The sequence below is a fragment of the Salipiger sp. genome, from assembly GCF_048261495.1.
Classification (GTDB): Bacteria; Pseudomonadota; Alphaproteobacteria; order Rhodobacterales; family Rhodobacteraceae; genus Salipiger.
The window spans coordinates 291,737-308,136 of record NZ_JBLXFX010000002.1; the positions used below are offsets into that span (position 1 = coordinate 291,737).

At 68.6% G+C, this 16,400-nt stretch carries 17 protein-coding genes; 5 read left to right on the forward strand and 12 right to left on the reverse strand.

What is annotated here, in order from left to right:
- Positions 1-78: 78 nt before the first annotated feature.
- The 11 genes from ACN0RJ_RS04885 to tolQ all read right to left on the reverse strand — a co-directional run bounded on the left by ACN0RJ_RS04885 (position 79) and on the right by tolQ (position 12,092).
- On the reverse strand, positions 79-1,755 hold the full coding sequence (locus tag ACN0RJ_RS04885) for a formate--tetrahydrofolate ligase (RefSeq protein ID WP_417719518.1): 1,677 nt from the start codon (positions 1,753-1,755) through the stop codon (positions 79-81).
- 117 nt (positions 1,756-1,872) lie between these two features.
- Positions 1,873-2,472 (reverse strand): MOSC domain-containing protein, encoded by a 600-nt coding sequence (locus ACN0RJ_RS04890; RefSeq protein WP_417723575.1) that lies wholly within the window; start codon positions 2,470-2,472, stop codon positions 1,873-1,875.
- 95 nt (positions 2,473-2,567) lie between these two features.
- Positions 2,568-3,269 (reverse strand): methyltransferase domain-containing protein, encoded by a 702-nt coding sequence (locus ACN0RJ_RS04895; RefSeq protein ID WP_417723576.1) that lies wholly within the window; start codon positions 3,267-3,269, stop codon positions 2,568-2,570.
- A gap of 74 nt (positions 3,270-3,343) precedes the next feature.
- Entirely contained in the window at positions 3,344-5,257 is a 1,914-nt protein-coding gene (ftsH, locus tag ACN0RJ_RS04900; protein WP_417719521.1) for an ATP-dependent zinc metalloprotease FtsH, read from the reverse strand.
- A gap of 76 nt (positions 5,258-5,333) precedes the next feature.
- Positions 5,334-6,662 (reverse strand): tRNA lysidine(34) synthetase TilS, encoded by a 1,329-nt coding sequence (tilS, locus tag ACN0RJ_RS04905; protein WP_417723765.1) that lies wholly within the window; start codon positions 6,660-6,662, stop codon positions 5,334-5,336.
- Positions 6,663-6,691: 29 nt separating this feature from the next.
- Positions 6,692-7,528: a tol-pal system protein YbgF gene (ybgF, locus tag ACN0RJ_RS04910; protein WP_417723577.1), complete on the reverse strand. Its 837-nt coding sequence runs from the start codon at positions 7,526-7,528 to the stop codon at positions 6,692-6,694.
- 11 nt (positions 7,529-7,539) lie between these two features.
- Entirely contained in the window at positions 7,540-8,070 is a 531-nt protein-coding gene (pal, locus tag ACN0RJ_RS04915; protein ID WP_417719523.1) for a peptidoglycan-associated lipoprotein Pal, read from the reverse strand.
- 113 nt (positions 8,071-8,183) lie between these two features.
- Positions 8,184-9,506 carry a Tol-Pal system beta propeller repeat protein TolB gene (gene tolB / locus ACN0RJ_RS04920; protein ID WP_417723578.1) on the reverse strand — a complete coding sequence of 441 codons (1,323 nt, stop codon included), beginning with the start codon at positions 9,504-9,506 and terminating at the stop codon, positions 8,184-8,186.
- Between the two features lie 119 nt (positions 9,507-9,625).
- Positions 9,626-10,834 carry a cell envelope biogenesis protein TolA gene (locus ACN0RJ_RS04925; RefSeq protein ID WP_417723579.1) on the reverse strand — a complete coding sequence of 403 codons (1,209 nt, stop codon included), beginning with the start codon at positions 10,832-10,834 and terminating at the stop codon, positions 9,626-9,628.
- Between the two features lie 76 nt (positions 10,835-10,910).
- Positions 10,911-11,393 carry a protein TolR gene (tolR, locus tag ACN0RJ_RS04930; protein WP_417719526.1) on the reverse strand — a complete coding sequence of 161 codons (483 nt, stop codon included), beginning with the start codon at positions 11,391-11,393 and terminating at the stop codon, positions 10,911-10,913.
- A 3-nt stretch (positions 11,394-11,396) separates the two neighbouring features.
- The gene (tolQ, locus tag ACN0RJ_RS04935; RefSeq protein WP_417719527.1) at positions 11,397-12,092 is read right to left on the reverse strand and encodes a protein TolQ; all 696 of its coding nucleotides are present in this window, start codon (positions 12,090-12,092) and stop codon (positions 11,397-11,399) included.
- Between the two features lie 223 nt (positions 12,093-12,315).
- On the opposite strand from tolQ, the gene ACN0RJ_RS04940 reads away from it, so the two are divergent.
- The 3 genes from ACN0RJ_RS04940 to ACN0RJ_RS04950 are packed head-to-tail and all read left to right on the forward strand — an operon-like array spanning position 12,316 to position 13,185.
- On the forward strand, positions 12,316-12,654 hold the full coding sequence (locus ACN0RJ_RS04940; protein ID WP_417723580.1) for an ArsR/SmtB family transcription factor: 339 nt from the start codon (positions 12,316-12,318) through the stop codon (positions 12,652-12,654).
- The gene (locus ACN0RJ_RS04945) at positions 12,651-12,848 is read left to right on the forward strand and encodes a hypothetical protein (protein ID WP_417723581.1); all 198 of its coding nucleotides are present in this window, start codon (positions 12,651-12,653) and stop codon (positions 12,846-12,848) included. The genes ACN0RJ_RS04940 and ACN0RJ_RS04945 overlap by 4 nt, the downstream gene beginning before the upstream one ends.
- Positions 12,802-13,185 carry an SRPBCC domain-containing protein gene (locus ACN0RJ_RS04950; protein WP_417723582.1) on the forward strand — a complete coding sequence of 128 codons (384 nt, stop codon included), beginning with the start codon at positions 12,802-12,804 and terminating at the stop codon, positions 13,183-13,185. Before ACN0RJ_RS04945 ends, ACN0RJ_RS04950 begins: the two co-directional genes overlap by 47 nt.
- Before the next feature lie 212 nt (positions 13,186-13,397).
- Here the strand turns inward: ACN0RJ_RS04950 and ybgC are convergent, their stop codons facing one another.
- Positions 13,398-13,784, reverse strand: coding sequence for a tol-pal system-associated acyl-CoA thioesterase (ybgC, locus tag ACN0RJ_RS04955; protein WP_417719530.1), 387 nt, complete (start codon positions 13,782-13,784; stop codon positions 13,398-13,400).
- Between the two features lie 130 nt (positions 13,785-13,914).
- Here ybgC and ACN0RJ_RS04960 point away from each other — a divergent pair, with 130 nt between their 5' ends.
- Both ACN0RJ_RS04960 and ACN0RJ_RS04965 read left to right on the forward strand, forming a co-directional pair.
- Positions 13,915-15,102, forward strand: a complete 1,188-nt coding sequence (locus ACN0RJ_RS04960) for a hypothetical protein (protein ID WP_417723583.1) — start codon at positions 13,915-13,917, stop codon at positions 15,100-15,102.
- Positions 15,103-15,190: 88 nt separating this feature from the next.
- On the forward strand, positions 15,191-16,378 hold the full coding sequence (locus ACN0RJ_RS04965; protein WP_417723584.1) for a TIGR03862 family flavoprotein: 1,188 nt from the start codon (positions 15,191-15,193) through the stop codon (positions 16,376-16,378).
- The last annotated feature ends 22 nt before the right edge of the window (positions 16,379-16,400 follow it).

A 16,400-nucleotide genomic window follows, 5' to 3' on the forward strand; every position in this document is an offset into this window, starting at 1 on the left:
CCCGCGCGGAGCGCAGGAGCCGCCTCGGCGGCGGCCGGGACGGAGGGGGCTCGATGCCCCCTCCGTCCCGCCCCCTTATCAGAACAACCCGTCGATCTGTCCAGCCGCGTTCAGCCGGATCGACTCCGCGGCAGGCACGCGCGGCAGGCCCGGCATGGTCATGATCTCGCCGCAGATCGCCACGACGAATCCCGCGCCCGCCGAAAGCCGCACCTCGCGCACCGGCACCACATGTCCCTCAGGGGCGCCCCGCAGCAGCGGGTCGGTCGAGAACGAATACTGCGTCTTGGCCATGCACACCGGAAGGTGGCCGTAGCCCTGCGCCTCCCAATCCAGCAATTGTTCCCGCACGCGCTTGTCCACCGTCACTTCGCCCGCATGGTATATCTGTCGCGCGATGCATTCGATCTTGGCAAGGAGCGGCAGATCGTCCTCGTATAGCGGCGCGAACTGGCCCTGGCCCGCATCGGCGATTCCCGCCACGACCTCGGCCAACTCGGTGATCCCCGCCGATCCCTCGGCCCAGTGCCGGCACAGGATCGCCTTGCACCCGAGATGACCGACATAGGACCGCACGGCGGCGATCTCGGACTCGGTATCCCCGGCAAAGTGGTTGATCGCCACCACCACCGGCACGCCGAAACTCTTGAGATTGTGCAGGTGACGGCCGAGGTTGGCGCAGCCGCGTTCGACCGCCGCGACGTCTTCGCCCGCCAGCGCGTCCTTCGCCAGCCCGCCGTTCATCTTCAACGCCCGCACCGTCGCCACCAGCACCACGCAATCGGGCGCTAGGCCGGCCTTGCGGCACTTGATGTTCATGAATTTCTCCGCACCGAGGTCGGCCCCGAACCCGGCCTCGGTCACCACGTAATCCGCCAGCTTCAGCGCCGTCCGCGTCGCCACCACCGAATTGCAGCCATGGGCGATATTGGCAAAGGGCCCGCCATGCACGAAGGCCGGGTTGTTCTCCAGCGTCTGGACGAGGTTCGGCAGCATCGCGTCCTTCAGCAGCACCGCCATCGCGCCATCCGCCCCGATGTCGCGGCAGAAGACCGGCGTCCGGTCCCGCCGGTAGGCGACGATCATGTCGCCGAGCCGCCGTTCCAGATCCCCGAGGTCGGCGGCAAGGCAGAGGATCGCCATGACCTCGGAGGCCACGGTGATGTCGAACCCCGTCTGCCGCGGATAACCGTTGCTCACACCCCCGAGCGAGGACACCACATCCCGCAGCGCCCGGTCGTTCATGTCCAGAACGCGGCGCCAGACCACCCGCCGCGTGTCGATTTCGAGCGCATTTCCCCAGTAGATGTGATTGTCGATCATCGCCGCCAGCAGGTTGTGGGCGCTGGTGATCGCGTGGAAATCCCCGGTGAAGTGAAGGTTCATCTCCTCCATCGGCACGACCTGAGCCAGGCCGCCCCCGGCGGCCCCGCCCTTCATCCCGAAATTCGGTCCGAGCGAGGCTTCGCGGATGCAGATCGCCGCCTTGCGCCCGATGGCATTCAGCCCGTCGCCGAGCCCGACGGTGGTCGTGGTCTTGCCCTCGCCCGCAGCGGTGGGGCTGATCGCGGTCACGAGGATCAGCTTGCCGTCGGGTCGGTCGGCGAGCGAGGCGATGAACGCCTGATCGACCTTGGCCTTGTCATGGCCGTAGGGCAGCAGGTGCTCCGAAGGGATGCCCAGCCGCGCCCCGATCTCCTGGATCGGCCGCTTGGTGGCCCCGCGCGCGATTTCGATATCCGTTCTGACAGTCATGCGACCCTCCCGAAGCCTTTCGCCCTGTCTGGACCAGACTTGGCTGCTCAGGCAAGGCACGACACGGGGAAAGCGACCATTTGCCAACCGCTTGCGGCGCAAACCGATCCGAAAGGATCAGTGGCGGCGCGCAGCCTCCAGCTCGGTCCACACCGGCTGGTCGGGAATGTGCAACCGCAGGGCCTGTCCGACGACCAGCCGCCCCGGCCGTTCGACCCAGGCCGTCACCCCCCGCCGGCCCGCCGCGGCCGCCTTGAACCGCTTGCCGAAACCGGGGGCCTCCTGCTCGATCTCTCGCGCGGGAAGGTTGCAGGGGCGATTCTCCATGTCGACGATCAGCGTCGCGCCGTCCGGTCCCTGAAGCCGCGACGACGGCGGCACATGGCTGAAATCGGGGATGCCGGAAAGGATCATCGAGGCGCCGAGCCATTCCGGCCGGATCGTTTCCAGCCCCATCTGCGCGCGGATGGCTTCGACTTCCTCCGCGGAAACGATGGAAAGCTGGCGCACGTTGGCGATCTCGGTTCCGCGCGGATGCTGGGAGGTGACCCGGCTGCACGAGGGGCGCGTGCGGCTGGAATGCCGCTCTCCCGCAGGTCCGGCAAAGTCGAGCGTCAGCGAGCCGGCCTCGCCGGACCGGATATCCTCGCCCTCTTCCGGGACCTGGCCCAGCCAGACGATTTCGGCGACGAATTCCGTGGGTTTCAGCGCGGGCATGGTCTTTCTCTCCTCGTGGACGCGCGGATCCTGACCGAGCGGCCCCGCGCTGCCAAGCGGGGCGGCGGCGATTCACGCAGAATTCGCGTCACGCATCAGGTGGTTAACGTGAAGAACAATCGCCGGAACGGGAACAGGACCCGGCCGGTCGGACCATCGGGATAGCCCTTGCCGATCACCGCTTCGTAAGCGGCAATCAGGGCCCGCCGCTCGGAGTCGTCGAGCGGGGCGAGGATCGGGCGGGCGAAGGTCGCTTCGGTGAAGCGGCGCACCGGGTGGCCATCCGTCGCCGGGTCGAGGTCCTGATAGTATTCGGTTTCCCACAGCGAGACATGGCCGAGTTCCGACAGGATGCGGTGATATTCGGCGGGCAGCAGGATGCCCGGAATCTGCGCGTGATCGACCCGGCCGGGAAACATCTCGTCCGCGAGGCTGACCCAGAGCCGGTGCGACAGCGCGTTGTTCTGATGCGGCAGCTGCACCGCCAGAGTGCCGCCCGGCGCAAGCATCGCAGCCAGCCGGGGCAGCAGCGCCGCGTGATCCGGCAGCCAGTGCAGCACCGCGTTGGAAAAGATCAGCGCCACCGGGTCCGGAGCGCTCCACCGCGCCAGATCCGCTTCGACGAGGGTCGTGTAGGCCCCCGTCGCCCGCGCCTTGTCGAGCATCGCGGGGCTGAGATCGACGCCGGTCAGGGCGCGCCCGAGCCGGGCCAGCGCCGGACCCGCCGCGCCGCTACCACATCCCAGATCGACGATCCCGCCGTCCGGCAGCGGACCGACCGCGCGCAGCAGGTCCATGGCGGGGCGCAAACGATGACCCCGGAACCTGTGATAGATCCCGGGGTCCCAATCCTGTGCCGTGGCGGCTGCGCTCATGCAGAGGGTTCCGGCTCCAGACCGCCCTCGCCCGCAGGCCGCGCCTTGGGCTTGGTCTTGGGGATGGCGGTGACGCTCGGCGTCTCTTCGGCCTCGGACCCGCTGTCGCCGCTGGCATGGGGCGGTTCGCCCTTCATCACGCGCTTGATCTCGTCGCCGGTCAGGGTTTCGTATTCCAGAAGGCCCTGCGCCAGACGCTCCCAGTCTTCCTTGTACTCGGTCAGGATCTGGAACGCGCGTTCGTAGCCGGTCTGGATGAAGGTCCGCACCTCGTCCTCGATCAGCTCCTTGGTATGGGCCGACACCGACAGACCCGCGGTATTGCCCTGATAGCCCTCATGCGCTTCGGAATAGTCGATGTTGCCGATCTTGTCCGACATGCCCCAGCGCAGCACCATCGCGCGGGCCAGCGCGCTGGCCTGCTGGATGTCGCCCGCCGGGCCGTTGGAGACGTTCGGCTCACCGTACTTGATGATCTCCGCGGCCTTGCCGGCCATGGTCATGGCGAGCTTTTCCTCGCATTCCGACTTGTGCCAGTTCAGACGGTCGATCTCCGGCAGCGACACCACCATGCCGAGCGCACCGCCGCGCGGGATGATCGTCGCCTTGTAGACCGGATCGCACTGCGGCAGCTTCAGGCCGACGACGGCGTGACCGGCCTCGTGATAGGCGGTCTTTTCCTTCTGCTCGGCAGTCAGGACCATGGAGCGGCGCTCGGCCCCCATCATGACCTTGTCCTTGGCGTTCTCGAAATCTTCCATCGTCACGAAGCGGCGGCCCACACGGGCGGCCATCAGCGCCGCCTCGTTCACGAGGTTGGCAAGGTCCGCACCGGAAAACCCGGGGGTGCCGCGCGCGATGATGCGCAGGTCCACATCGGGGCCGAGCGGCGTCTTGCGGGCGTGCACGCCGAGGATCTTCTCGCGGCCCTTGATGTCGGGATTGCCGACCATGACCTGCCGGTCGAAGCGGCCCGGGCGCAGCAGCGCGGGGTCGAGAACGTCACGGCGGTTGGTGGCGGCGATGATGATGACACCCTCGTTGGCCTCGAACCCGTCCATTTCGACCAGAAGCTGGTTCAGCGTCTGCTCGCGTTCGTCATTGCCGCCGCCGTAGCCGGAGCCACGGTTGCGACCCACGGCGTCGATCTCGTCGATGAAGACGATGCAGGGAGCGTTCTTCTTGGCCTGCTCGAACATGTCGCGGACACGGCTTGCACCCACACCGACGAACATCTCCACAAAGTCGGAGCCCGATATGGTGAAGAACGGCACACCGGCCTCGCCCGCGATGGCGCGCGCCAGCAGCGTCTTGCCCGTGCCCGGAGGGCCGACCAGCAGCGCGCCCTTGGGGATCTTGCCGCCGAGGCGCGAGAATTTCTGCGGATTGCGGAGGAATTCGACGATCTCCTCCAGCTCTTCCTTGGCCTCGTCGATGCCGGCGACATCGTCAAAGGTGACACGACCGTGCTTTTCGGTCAGCAGCTTGGCCTTGGATTTGCCGAAGCCCATAGCCCCGCCTTTGCCGCCACCCTGCATCCGGTTCATGAAGTAGATCCAGACGCCGATCAGCAGCAGGAACGGCAGGAGAGACAACAGGAAGGACTGGAAGCCAGACTGTTCCTGCTGTTCGGCGCGGACGTTCACGCCCTTGTCGACCAGCATGTCGGTCAGCTGCGCATCCTCCGGCTTGACCGTCACGTAATCGGTGCCGTCCTTGGTGCGGTAGCGCACCTGCTCGCCGTCGATGGTGACGGAGGCCACGCTCTGGGCATCCACAGCCTTGACGAATTCCGAATAGCTGATCTCGCGGCTTTGCAGCGTGCTGCCCCCTCCGGAGAAGAGGTTGAAAAGCGCCAGGATCAGTAGGAACAGGACCACCCAGAAGGCGATGTTTCGAGCGTTGCCCAAGGAAATTTCTCCTCACATGCGTCACGCGCCCCGGGCGGAGCGCGATGGTCCTAACATAAGGATCGTGCGCGCCGGTTCAATGCGAAAGAAGGAAACGATCGAAGCCGTCGCCCCGGCCCGACATCGGGCACAGGGTCGCGGTTTGCCCCGGCCCGACGTCCAGCGCGTCGCAGGCGACGAGGGCCGCACCGTCCCAGATCGCCGGAAGGCTGCGGGCGGCATGGTGCGGCGGGGCGACGGCGGGGCGATCCGGCACTTGGCGCCAGCCGTCCTCGCCAAGGGCGCGCACTTCCATCCCGTTGAAATCAGGGTGAAAGATACGCCACCGTCTGTCCCAGAGCCCGGGGGCTCCGACCACGGCGCGATGCTGGTCCACCGACTTCAGCTCGCGGAAGATGCGCAGCGCGTCGCGCTCCATCCGCGCCTCGCAGCCGTGCAGGGTGCCGCCGCCGCCGCCGAGCAACCGGTCGAGCAGGTTTTCCAGCGCCTCTGCGCGCGGGCGATGAATGGCCGAGGCGACATATTGCAGCGCCGCGGCCAGCAGGCGCATGGCGGTGTCGCGGTCGAGGTCTTCGAACAGTTCCCGCGCAAAGAGCAGATCCCCGGTGCGCGCGCCGCCGGCTCCCGCCCCCTCGGTGCCCATGCGCTGCCATGCCTCCCGCGCGCGCAGCCGCAGCGCCTCGCGGGCGCGGGTCATGCGGTGCGCGGTGGCCGAGAGGGTCTCGGCCGTCAGCCCGACCTCGGCAAGATGCCGCAGGGAATGGCGGATCCTGGCCCGGTCGAACCCGGGGTCGTCATTGCTCGGATCGTCGACCCAGCGGCCTTTGAGCGTGCGCAGGTAGTGGCGCAGCTCCTCGCGCCCCATGTCGAGGCAGGGCCGCACGAGGGTGAAGCCTTCGGCGTCGGTGTCGGCACCACCCGGCGGCAGAGCGCCGTCGCGATCCCGCTCGGGAAGCGGGCTCTTGTCCGACGCGCCCTCGATCCGGCGCGTTGCGGCCATGGCCGACAGCCCGTCGACCCCGGACCCGCGGGCAAGCCGCATGAGAAAGGTTTCGGCAACGTCGTCGCGGGTATGGGCCATCAGCACATGGCCGAGCCCGCCGCGCCAGCGGTCGATGAGGGACAGCCGGGCATTGCGGGCCGCCTCCATCAGGTTGCCGGCCCCCTCGCGGTGCCAGCGCAGCGTCGCGTGCGGATGGCCGAGCAGGGCACATTCCGAGGCGACCATGCGGGCCTCGTCAGCGGCTTCGGGGCGCAGCCCGTGATCGACGGTCACCACCCAGAGCCGCACGCCCCACCGATGCGCCCAGTTGTGGGCAAGGGTGAGCATGGCCATGCTGTCACCGCCGCCGGACACGGCAAGCGCGATGTCTCCGGGGAAATCGGGCCCGAGTGCCGCGCCCATGGCATCGGCAAAACGCTGGTCGAGGCCGGTCACTGGCAGCCGAGGCGCCCCTTCTGGGCCTCGGCCTCCTCTACGGCGGGGGTGCCGGGATAGCGCATCGCCACTTCGGAGAGGGTCACGCAGGCCTCGGACACGCTGCCGAGCGATCCGAGCGCGGCCCCGAGCCGCCACAGCGCCTCGGGGGCGGCATCGCTTTCGGGGTAGTTGGCATAGGCGCCGAGGAAGCGGCGCGCCGCCTCGCGGGTGTCGCCGAGCCCGTCGAGCGCCTTGCCCTCACCGACGAAGGTCGCCGCCTCTAGGGGAGAGCCCGGGTAGGTCTGGCGGAAGGCCGCAAAGAGGTCCGAGGCGGATTGAAAGTCACCGCTGGCGAGCGCCTCCTGCGCCCGCCGGTAGTCCGTCTCTTCGCCGACGGCAAGCTGTGCGCCGCCCGAGGGCAGCGTTTCGGGTTGCGGCACCGGCGCCGGAGCCGTCGCGGCGGTCGAGGGCGGGGTGCCCCCGATCGGCTTGGTCTGCCCCACGCTGCCGAGATCGCAGCCCGGTTCGATTTCGCAGATGCGGAATTCCAGATCGCCGATGCGGTTGGTGCCGTCGGTCACCACGCTGTCGATGCGATGCTGCAGTTCCTCGGTCCGGTTGGTGACGCGCACCAGCTCGGATTCGATGGCGTTGATGCGGTCCAGCGTCCCGCCTCCGATGGCAACGGAGCTGCCGCCGGAGGTGTTCAGTTCCCGTTTCAGCCGCTGCAGTTCGACGGACAGGACCGAAAGATCCTGCCGCAGATCCGCCAGCGTCGAAGCGTCCTGCGCCCAGGCCCCGCCGCCCGTCAGCAGCAGGGTCAGACCGATTGCGAAGCCCTGGAACCGCATCCCGGCGCGCCTCAGCTCGTCATGCCCATGGAGATGACCGTCACCGCGCGGCGGTTCTTGGCATAGCAGGATTCGTCCGAGCAGATCTCGATCGGGCGTTCCTTGCCGTAACTGATGAACTTCAGCCGACTGGAGGGGATGCCGCGCGAGATCAGGTATTCCATCACCGCGTTGGCCCGGCGCGCGCCGAGGGCGAGGTTGTATTCGCGGGTGCCCTGTTCGTCGGCATGGCCTTCGATCACGGCGAGATAGTCGGAATTCGTGGTCAGCCACTGCGCCTGCCCGTCCAGCGTGGCGCGGGCCTCGGGGGAGAGGGTCGACTGGTCGACGGCGAAGAGCACGCGGTCTCCGACGGTCTGGCTGAAATAGGCGGGCGAGGCCGGATCGTTGGCGGAGCCGGGGATGATCCCGCCGGAAACGCCACCCATGCCCGCGCCGGTGCCGGCTCCGGCCATGTTGTCGTCGTTGAACCGATTGCCGTTGGTGCATGCCGCGAGGCCCAGCGCGGCGATAAGCATCAGGGCCTTGGGAAGCTGTGTCATGTGACTGTCCTGCTCGTTGATTGCCCGCAGGCTAACACAGCCTGCGGGTCTTGAAAATGTGCCCTCGGGGTCTGCGAACCTTCGTCGAAAATTCGCGCGCCCGGTGACAGGGGTCATTGCAGCGGGCCCCAGCCCGGGTCGGAACCGCCGTCCGGGGTGCGCACCCGCTTGAGATTGCGCCCCGAGATATCCACCGAATAGAGCGCCGAGGCCCCCTGCGCGCCCTGCGTCTCGCGGGCGAACATCAGCACCCGGCCGTTCGGCGCCCAGGTCGGACCCTCGTCGAGGAAGGAGGCGGTCAGCAGCCGCTCTTCCGAGCCGTCGGTGCGCATCACCCCGATGTGGAACCGGCCCGCGTTCTGCTTGGTGAAGGCGATGAGATCCCCGCGCGGCGACCAGACCGGCGTGCCGTAGCGCCCCTGCCCGAAGCTGATACGGGTCGGCTCTCCGCCGTTCGCGGACATGATGTAGAGCTGCTGCGTGCCGGAGCGGTCGCTCTCGAACACGATGCGGCTGCCGTCCGGCGAAAAGCTCGGCGCGGTCTCGATCGAAGGCGAGGAAGTCAGCCGGCGCGTCGCGCCCGAGGCGATGTCCATCTCGAAGATGTCGGTGTTCGAGCCTTCCTGCGTCAGCGAATACAGCACCCTGGAGCCGTCGGGCGAAAACCGCGGCGCAAAGCTCATCACGCCGTCACCCGATTGCAGGATGCGACTCTGGACCGAACCGACGTCGAGAACGTGGATCCGGGGAAAGCCGGACTGGTAGCTGGTATAGAGCACGCGCCCGCCATCCGGCGAGAAACGCGGCGCCAGCACGATGGAGGCGGAATCGGTCAGGAACTGCACGTTCGCGCCGTCATAATCCATGATCGCGAGACGTTTCTTGCGGTCGTCCTTGGGACCGGTTTCCGAGACATAGACCACGCGGCTGTCGAAATAGCCGCCCTCGCCCGTGATGCGGGCATAGACCTGGTCGGCCACCTTGTGCGCGAGGCGGCGCCAGCCGTCCGGAACGGCAGCGAACTGCATGCCCTGCCCCAGCTCGGTTCCCGCGAAGACATCCCAGACCCGGAATTTCACCACGACCCGCCCGCCTTCGACCGAAACCGCCCCGGTGACCAGCGCCTGCGCGTTGATCGCCTTCCAGTCGGCGAACTGCACCGGGCTCTGGAACGAGGTGATCCGGCTGATGTGGGCATCCTTCGGGATCTCGCGGAACAGGCCCGTGCCGGTCAGATCCTCGGCCACCACGCGGGCGATATCGGTCGCATATTTCGCCGCGTCGCCGGTTTCGGCCACGAAATCGGGCACCGCATAGGGCAGCGGTTCCACCACGCCCTCGGTGATCTCGATGCGAAGCGGCCCGTCCTGGGCGGCGACCGGCCCGGCGCAAAGCGCCGCCAGTGCCACAAGCATGGCCAGGAAGTGTCGTTTCATGCTGCTCTCCTTGCCGGAACGGCCTGCACTCGTTGTTTCTTTGCCCATATCATAGCGTTCGGCGCCACGCTGGACAAAGGGTCGCATGACCCGGGATGAGCAATTCCCTGCCGTGTGCATCACCGCAGCCTCATCTCTTCGGGGTTGAAGGTCATCTCGATGCGCTTCCACTGGCCGTATTTCTCGGCCGGAAGGTCGTAGCCCCCGCCCTGGCAGCGCAGGATCGCGCGACGCGCGGCCTGGAAGGCGGTCTCGGCGGCCGCGCCGGAGCCGCCGCTCGACCCGATCATCTTCATGCTGGAGGCGACGACCGTGCCGGACTGGTCCATGTCCATGGAGACGGTCACGGTCACGTTCGCGGCCTGGCTGCCCACGTCGACAACCCAGCATTTCTGCACCGCGAGGCGCAGCGACTCGCGCTCGCCCCGGGTCAGGGGCGGACCGGAGGGCGCATCCTGCGCGGCCCCGGCACCGGCCCCGGCAAGGGCCTCGGCGATCGCATCCTTCACGCCGGTTTCGGCAGACGCGGCGGGGCGCTGCGCCGTGGCCGGCTTGTCCGGCTGGGTCGCGGGTTTGGCGGGCGTCGTCGCGGGCTTGGCCGGTTCCGTCGCCGGTTTGGCCGGCTGCGCCGGTTGCGCGGGGGTCTGAGGCTGCGCCGCGGCGATGTCGCGCGGGCGCGTCTTGGGCCGCATCGAAGCCGCGGGAGCCGCGGCTGCGGGCTTTTCGGCCTCGGTCACGATCTCGGTCGCGGTTTCCTCCGGGGCGGTCGCCTCCTGCTCTTCCTCGACCACATCCGGCGTCTGCGCATCCGGAGTCGCGGCCTGCCGGACCTCGTCCGCGACCGTCGTGTCGGGTTCGGGCGGCGCCACGGGTTCGGGTGCCACGCGCGGCGCGGGGCGGGGAATCGGACGCGGCGCGGTTTCCGGCGCGCGGATCGGCGGAGCGGGCACGGCCTCCGGCACCGGCGGCGCGTCGGGCGTGACGGCCTGCGGCGGCGCGACGGGCTGCGGCGGGGCAACGGGCTGCGGCGGCACCTCGGGCGCGGGCTGCGGCGCGGGCGCGGGTGGCTCGGGCGCGGGCTGGGGGTCCGGTTCCGGCTGCGGCGCGGGTTCCGGTGCGGGCTCGGGCTCGGGGGCGGGTTCGGGTTCCGGCGCGGGCGCGGGCGCGGGTTCGGGCACCGGGTCCGCCACGGGTTCCGGAGCCGGGGGCGTCTCCGTTTCGGACGCGGCGGAGGCACCCGCCGCCGCCTGCGTCATCGCGGCGAACTGTTCCTCCGAAATGACCGACACCTCGGCCACCTCGAACTTGGGCGGGTCCGCACGGAACACGTTCCCGAGGAGAAACCACAGGATCAGAAGGGCATGCGCCCCTGCCGATATGTAGAAACTTTTCCGCACCGCTGCCTCAGTTGCCGCCCGTGCTGTCGAACGCCGGGCCTCCGGTATCGGTCACGAGCCCGACCGAGGAGAATCCACCCCGGTTCAGCGCGCCCATGACCTGCGCGACGGTCTCGTAGGGGACGGAGCCGTCGGCCCGCAGGAATACCCGGTCATCGGCCCGCTCCGCCGCGATCGCCTTGAGACGGTTTACGAAATCTTCGCGCGGGACCTCCGTCGTCATGATCATCACGGTGCCTTCGGCGGTGATGGTGACGGTCAGCGGCTCTTCTGCCTCGTTGGGCAGCGAGGACGCGGCGGTCTTGGGCAGTTCCACCGGCACGCCGACGGTCAGAAGCGGCGCCGCCACCATGAAGATGATGAGCAGCACCAGCATCACGTCGACCATCGGCGTGATGTTGATTTCCGCCATCGGCTGGCTGTGGGTTCCACCCCTGCGGCGTCTGCGGCCACCGCCGCCTCCGCCCGATTTCATCACACCCCCGCCCATGCCTCAGGAATCCAGCTGGCGGGAAAGGATGGTCGAGAATTCGTCGGCAAAGGCCTCGTATCCCGCGATCACCCGGTCGGCATCGGCCGAAAGCTTGTTGTAGAAGATCACCGCCGGAATCGCGGCCATGAGGCCCAGCGCCGTTGCGAACAGCGCCTCGGCGATGCCGGGCGCGACCACGACGAGCGAGGTATCCTGCTGCTGCGCGATCTCGATGAAGGCGTGCATGATCCCCCAGACCGTGCCGAACAGACCGACGAAGGGCGCGGTCGAGCCCACTGTGGCGAGGACAGGAAGCCCGCGCTGCAGCTCTTCGGCCTCCTTCTGGATCGCCACGTCCATCGACCGGTCGATCCGGGCATGGGCCCCGGCGATCAACCCGCCGTCATCGCGATGCGAGCGCCGCCATTCCGTCATGCCCGCCACGAAGACACGCTGCGCGCGGCCCTTCGGGTCGATTCCGATCTGGTCGAAGAGTTCGTCCAGCGGCTCGCCGGACCAGAAGGCGCGGTCGAACACCGCCGCCTCGCGCCGCGCCTTGCGGTAGGACACCAGTTTTTCCAGGATGATCGCCCAGCTCCAGATCGAAGCGATCAGGAGGAGGACCATGACCAGCTTCACGGTGAGCGTCGCGCGCGCGAACAACCCCCACATGGAGAAGTCGATCCCCTGCGCGATGGCGAGAGTTTCCGTTTCCATTAGCCTGCTCTTTCTCGTCGGCCCCTGATTTGTCCGAGGCTCATTACCCTTCTGTCTAGCCGATTTGCAGGGGAAAGGCCAACACATTGGCGTCATCCGGGAAACGATCCCTGTAACACGCGGGCTTCCGCCTAGGCTTTGCCGGCTATCGGTTAACTTTTTGGTTTACCGATAGCCGCGCCGCGCGTAACTTAACGATATGGTTGAACGAGAATCACCCGAGATGAACATCATCTTCCACGCCCTCAGCGACGCGACGCGACGCGCGATGCTTCACCAGCTTGCCGAAGGCGAGCGCACGGTGAGCCAGCTCGCCGAACCGTTCGCCATGTCGCTTCCCGCCGCCTCCAAGCACGTCAAGGTGCTGGAGAAGGCGGGCCTCCTCACCCGGGAGGTCCGCTGGCGCACCCACTGGTGCCGGCTGAATGCCGCCCCTCTCGCCGAAGCCCACTCCTGGCTGGGCTTCTACGAACGCTTCTGGACCGGCCGCCTCGACATTCTCGAACGGCTGCTGCGCGAGGAGGCCGCGACCCCCACCCCGGACAAAGGAAACAAGGAATGACGATGCACGACCTTCCCGACGACTACGGCACCCTGGCCGAACCCGGCACCCTGACCATCCAGCGCTTTCTTCCCGGCCCCATCGAGCGGGTGTGGGACCATCTCACCGATAGCGAGCTGCGCCGGAAGTGGCTGGCCGGGGGGCGTGATGACGCCCGAGGTCGGCTCGACGGTGACGCTCACCTGGCGCAATGACGAACTGACCACGCCCCCGGGCGAGCGCCCCGAGGAGTTCGGCAAGGAGCACAGCCTCGACAGCCGCATCACCGTATACGAGCCGCCGCATCGGCTGGGCTTTACCTGGTGGGGCGACGGCACGGTACTGATCGAGCTTGCCGCCAAGGGCGACCGCGTCCTGCTGACGCTGACCCACGACGATCTGACCAGCGCGCAGGGGCGGGTCATGGTCGGCGCGGGCTGGCACGCGCATCTCGACATGCTCGTGGCGCGCGTCTCCGGGACGGAGCCATCGCCCTTCTGGGATCGCTGGCTGGCGCTGCGCGAGGACTACGACCGCCGGTTCGGCCTGTAGCTCCGCCCGGCCCCGCGCGAACTGCGGGAAGCGCTCAGGCAGGACCCGCGCGGTCAGCGGCCGGGTGGGTGCTGCCTGCGACCGAGCAGGCCGATGACCCGGTCCCGTCCCGACTGCGGCCCGAAAAGGTCGGGCCGGCGACGGAGCGCGGGGGCCGCCCGCCTCGCCACGGCATGGACGGCCTCACGAGAAGAGCCCTTCAGCCGCGAAAGTCAGTGCACCCTGCGCCGGATCTGGTCCGGAAGGCGGGCGGGGTGGCCTTCGGTGGTGATCGTGACGACGGTCACGTCGGCGGCAAAGATCGGCTTGCCGTCGCGCACCACCTCCTGATGCAGCATCAGGCGCACGCCGCTCACCGACTTGACCGAGGTTCGGACCAAGAGCTGTTCCTCGAAATGGGCGGAGGCGAGGTAATCCGCCTCGATCCGGCGGACGACAAAGACGATGCCTTCGCGTTCGCGCAGGACGTTCTGGTCGATGCCCAGGCTGCGGACCCAGTCCGACCGGGCCCGTTCGATGAACTTGAGATAATTGGCGTGATAGACGATCCCCGCCATGTCGGTGTCCTCGTAATACACCTGAACCGGAAATTCGTGCATGAGCGCCCTCCTTGTCGTCCCGGACCCTAGGAGCGGCGGGCTCGGGGTGCAAGCGCCCGGCGGCACGTCCGGGGCGGCGCCGGTATCCTCCCCCTTTCGCCGCCCCCGGAATGGTCCTAAGCCTCGGGCAATGCTGAACGCCCTGATCCTGACAAGCGTGCTCGCCACCGGCGCGCTGCTGCTCTGGCCCCGCCTGTCGCGGGCGCCGTCATGGCGCGCCACGGTCACGCCGCTGGCCTCGATCATCGGCAGCGGGTTCCTTGTCCTCGGGCCGATCCTCGCAGCCAATTACGGCGCGCTGGCGCCCCTGGTGATGGCGCTGCTCTGCCTTGCGGCCTGGAGCTTCGGCGCCGCGATCCGGTTCAACATCGCCTGCCGGGCCGAAGGCACGCGCGGCGACGCCGAAACCCGGCTGGAAACGGTGGCGTCCTGGGCGCTGTCCTTCGCCTACGTGATCTCGGTCTGCTACTATCTCAACCTGTTCGGCGCCTTCGGCATGCGTCTGACCCCCTGGCACGGAGAAACCGGCGCCCGGCTTCTGACATCCGCCATGCTGCTGACCATCCTCGCGGTCGGCTGGTTGCGCGGCTTTTCCGCGCTCGAACGGATGGAACAGGTCTCGGTCGGGCTGAAGCTTGCCATCATCGCCGGGCTTCTCGCCGGGCTGGCGTGGTATTTCGTCGACAGGGCCGCCGCAGGGGCGTTGCTGCGCAATCCCGTGACGATTTCGGGCGCGGGTGCCGTGACGCTTGCCTTCGGGCTGATCGTCACCGTGCAAGGGTTCGAAACCTCGCGCTACCTCGGCAACAGCTACGATGCCGCGACCCGCATCCGGTCGATGCGACTGGCGCAGGGTCTCTCGACGGCGATCTACATGGCCTATATCGCGCTAGTCGCCTATGTCTTCGCGCCCGGAACGGTCGCACTGAGCGAAACGGCGATCATCGACCTGATGGGGCTGGTCGCCCCGATCCTGCCGCTGCTGCTGACCGCGGCGGCGCTGGCAGCCCAGTTCAGCGCGGCGGTGGCCGACACCGGCGGTGCCGGAGGGCTGATCGAAGAGCTGACGCGCGGCAGGGTTCCGGTCCGCATGGCCTATGCGTTTCTCGTAGGCACCGGGCTGGCGCTTACATGGACGCTCGACGTGTTCGAGATCATCTCCTGGGCCTCGCGCGCCTTCGCGCTCTACTACGCGATCCAATGCGCCATCGCGGCGGCGGGCGCGCATCGGCGGGGCTTGATGGGCAAGGCGGCCTGGTTTGCCGCGCTCACTACCCTCGGACTGGCCATCACCCTGTTCGGCGCGCCGGTGGAATGACCGCCCCCCTTGTGCCGCGCATCCCCACGGGGCAAGAGTCCGGCCCTGAATGCCGCGGTGGCGGCGGCTGGCAAAGGCGGGAGAGCGCATGACGCAGGCACTGGTCATCGGAGGCGGCCCCGCCGGGCTGATGGCCGCGGATGCGCTGCTGTCCGCCGGGCATCGCGTCCTGCTTGCCGAATCCATGCCGACCCTCGGGCGCAAGTTCCTGATGGCCGGCAAATCCGGGCTGAACCTGACCCGCGCGCAACCCTTCGGACCGTTCCTGGCCGCCTACGGGCCCGCCTCTGCCGAGCTGCGCCCGATCCTGTCCGGCTTCACGCCCGACGCGGTGCAGACCTGGGCCGAAGGGCTGGGCCAGACCACCTTCACCGGCTCGACCGGCCGGGTGTTTCCCACGGTCATGAAGGCCTCCCCGCTGTTGCGGGCCTGGCTTGCCCGGCTCGACGGCATGGGACTCGAGCGGCGGACGCGCTGGCGCTGGACCGGATGGGAAGGGTCGGCCTGCAGCTTCGACACGCCGGAAGGGCCGCAGGCGGTGTCCGCCGCCGTCACCGTCCTGGCACTCGGCGGGGCAAGCTGGTCGCGGCTCGGCTCCACCGGAAGCTGGGCGGCACCGTTGCGCGGGGCCGGGGTCGCCGTGACGCCGTTCAGGCCCTCCAACGCCGCGCTGTCCGTTCCCTGGAGCGCGCACATGCGCACCCATTTCGGCGCCCCGCTCAAGGGCGTTGCCTTTCGCGCGGGCGGCCTGACATCGCGCGGGGAAGCGGTGATTTCGGCGCGCGGACTGGAAGGCGGCGGGCTCTATCCGCTGACGCCCGCCCTGCGCGACGGCGCCGCGCTGACCGTCGACCTCGCCCCGGATCTCGACCCGGAGACCCTCGCAGACCGGCTCGCCGCGCCGCGCGGCAAGCTGAGCCTCGCCAATCACCTGCGCCGGGTGCTCAACCTCGCCCCGGCCAAGCGCGCGTTGCTGACCGAAGTCGTGCGCCCGCTGCCCGACGATCCCGCCGCGCTGGCCGCCCTGCTCAAGGCCCTGCCGATCCCGTCGCATGGCCCGCGTCCGATGGACGAGGCGATCTCGACCGCCGGCGGCGTGCCGTTTTCCGAACTGGACGAAGGGCTCATGCTGACCGCGCGGCCGGGAACCTTCTGCGCGGGCGAGATGCTGGATTGGGAGGCCCCGACGGGCGGCTACCTGCTCACCGCCTGCCTCGCGACCGGCCTCTGGGCCGGACGCCACGCGGCTGCGCGGCTCGCCGGGGGCAGGGCCTAGGGGCGGCCCCGTTCCCGGCCCC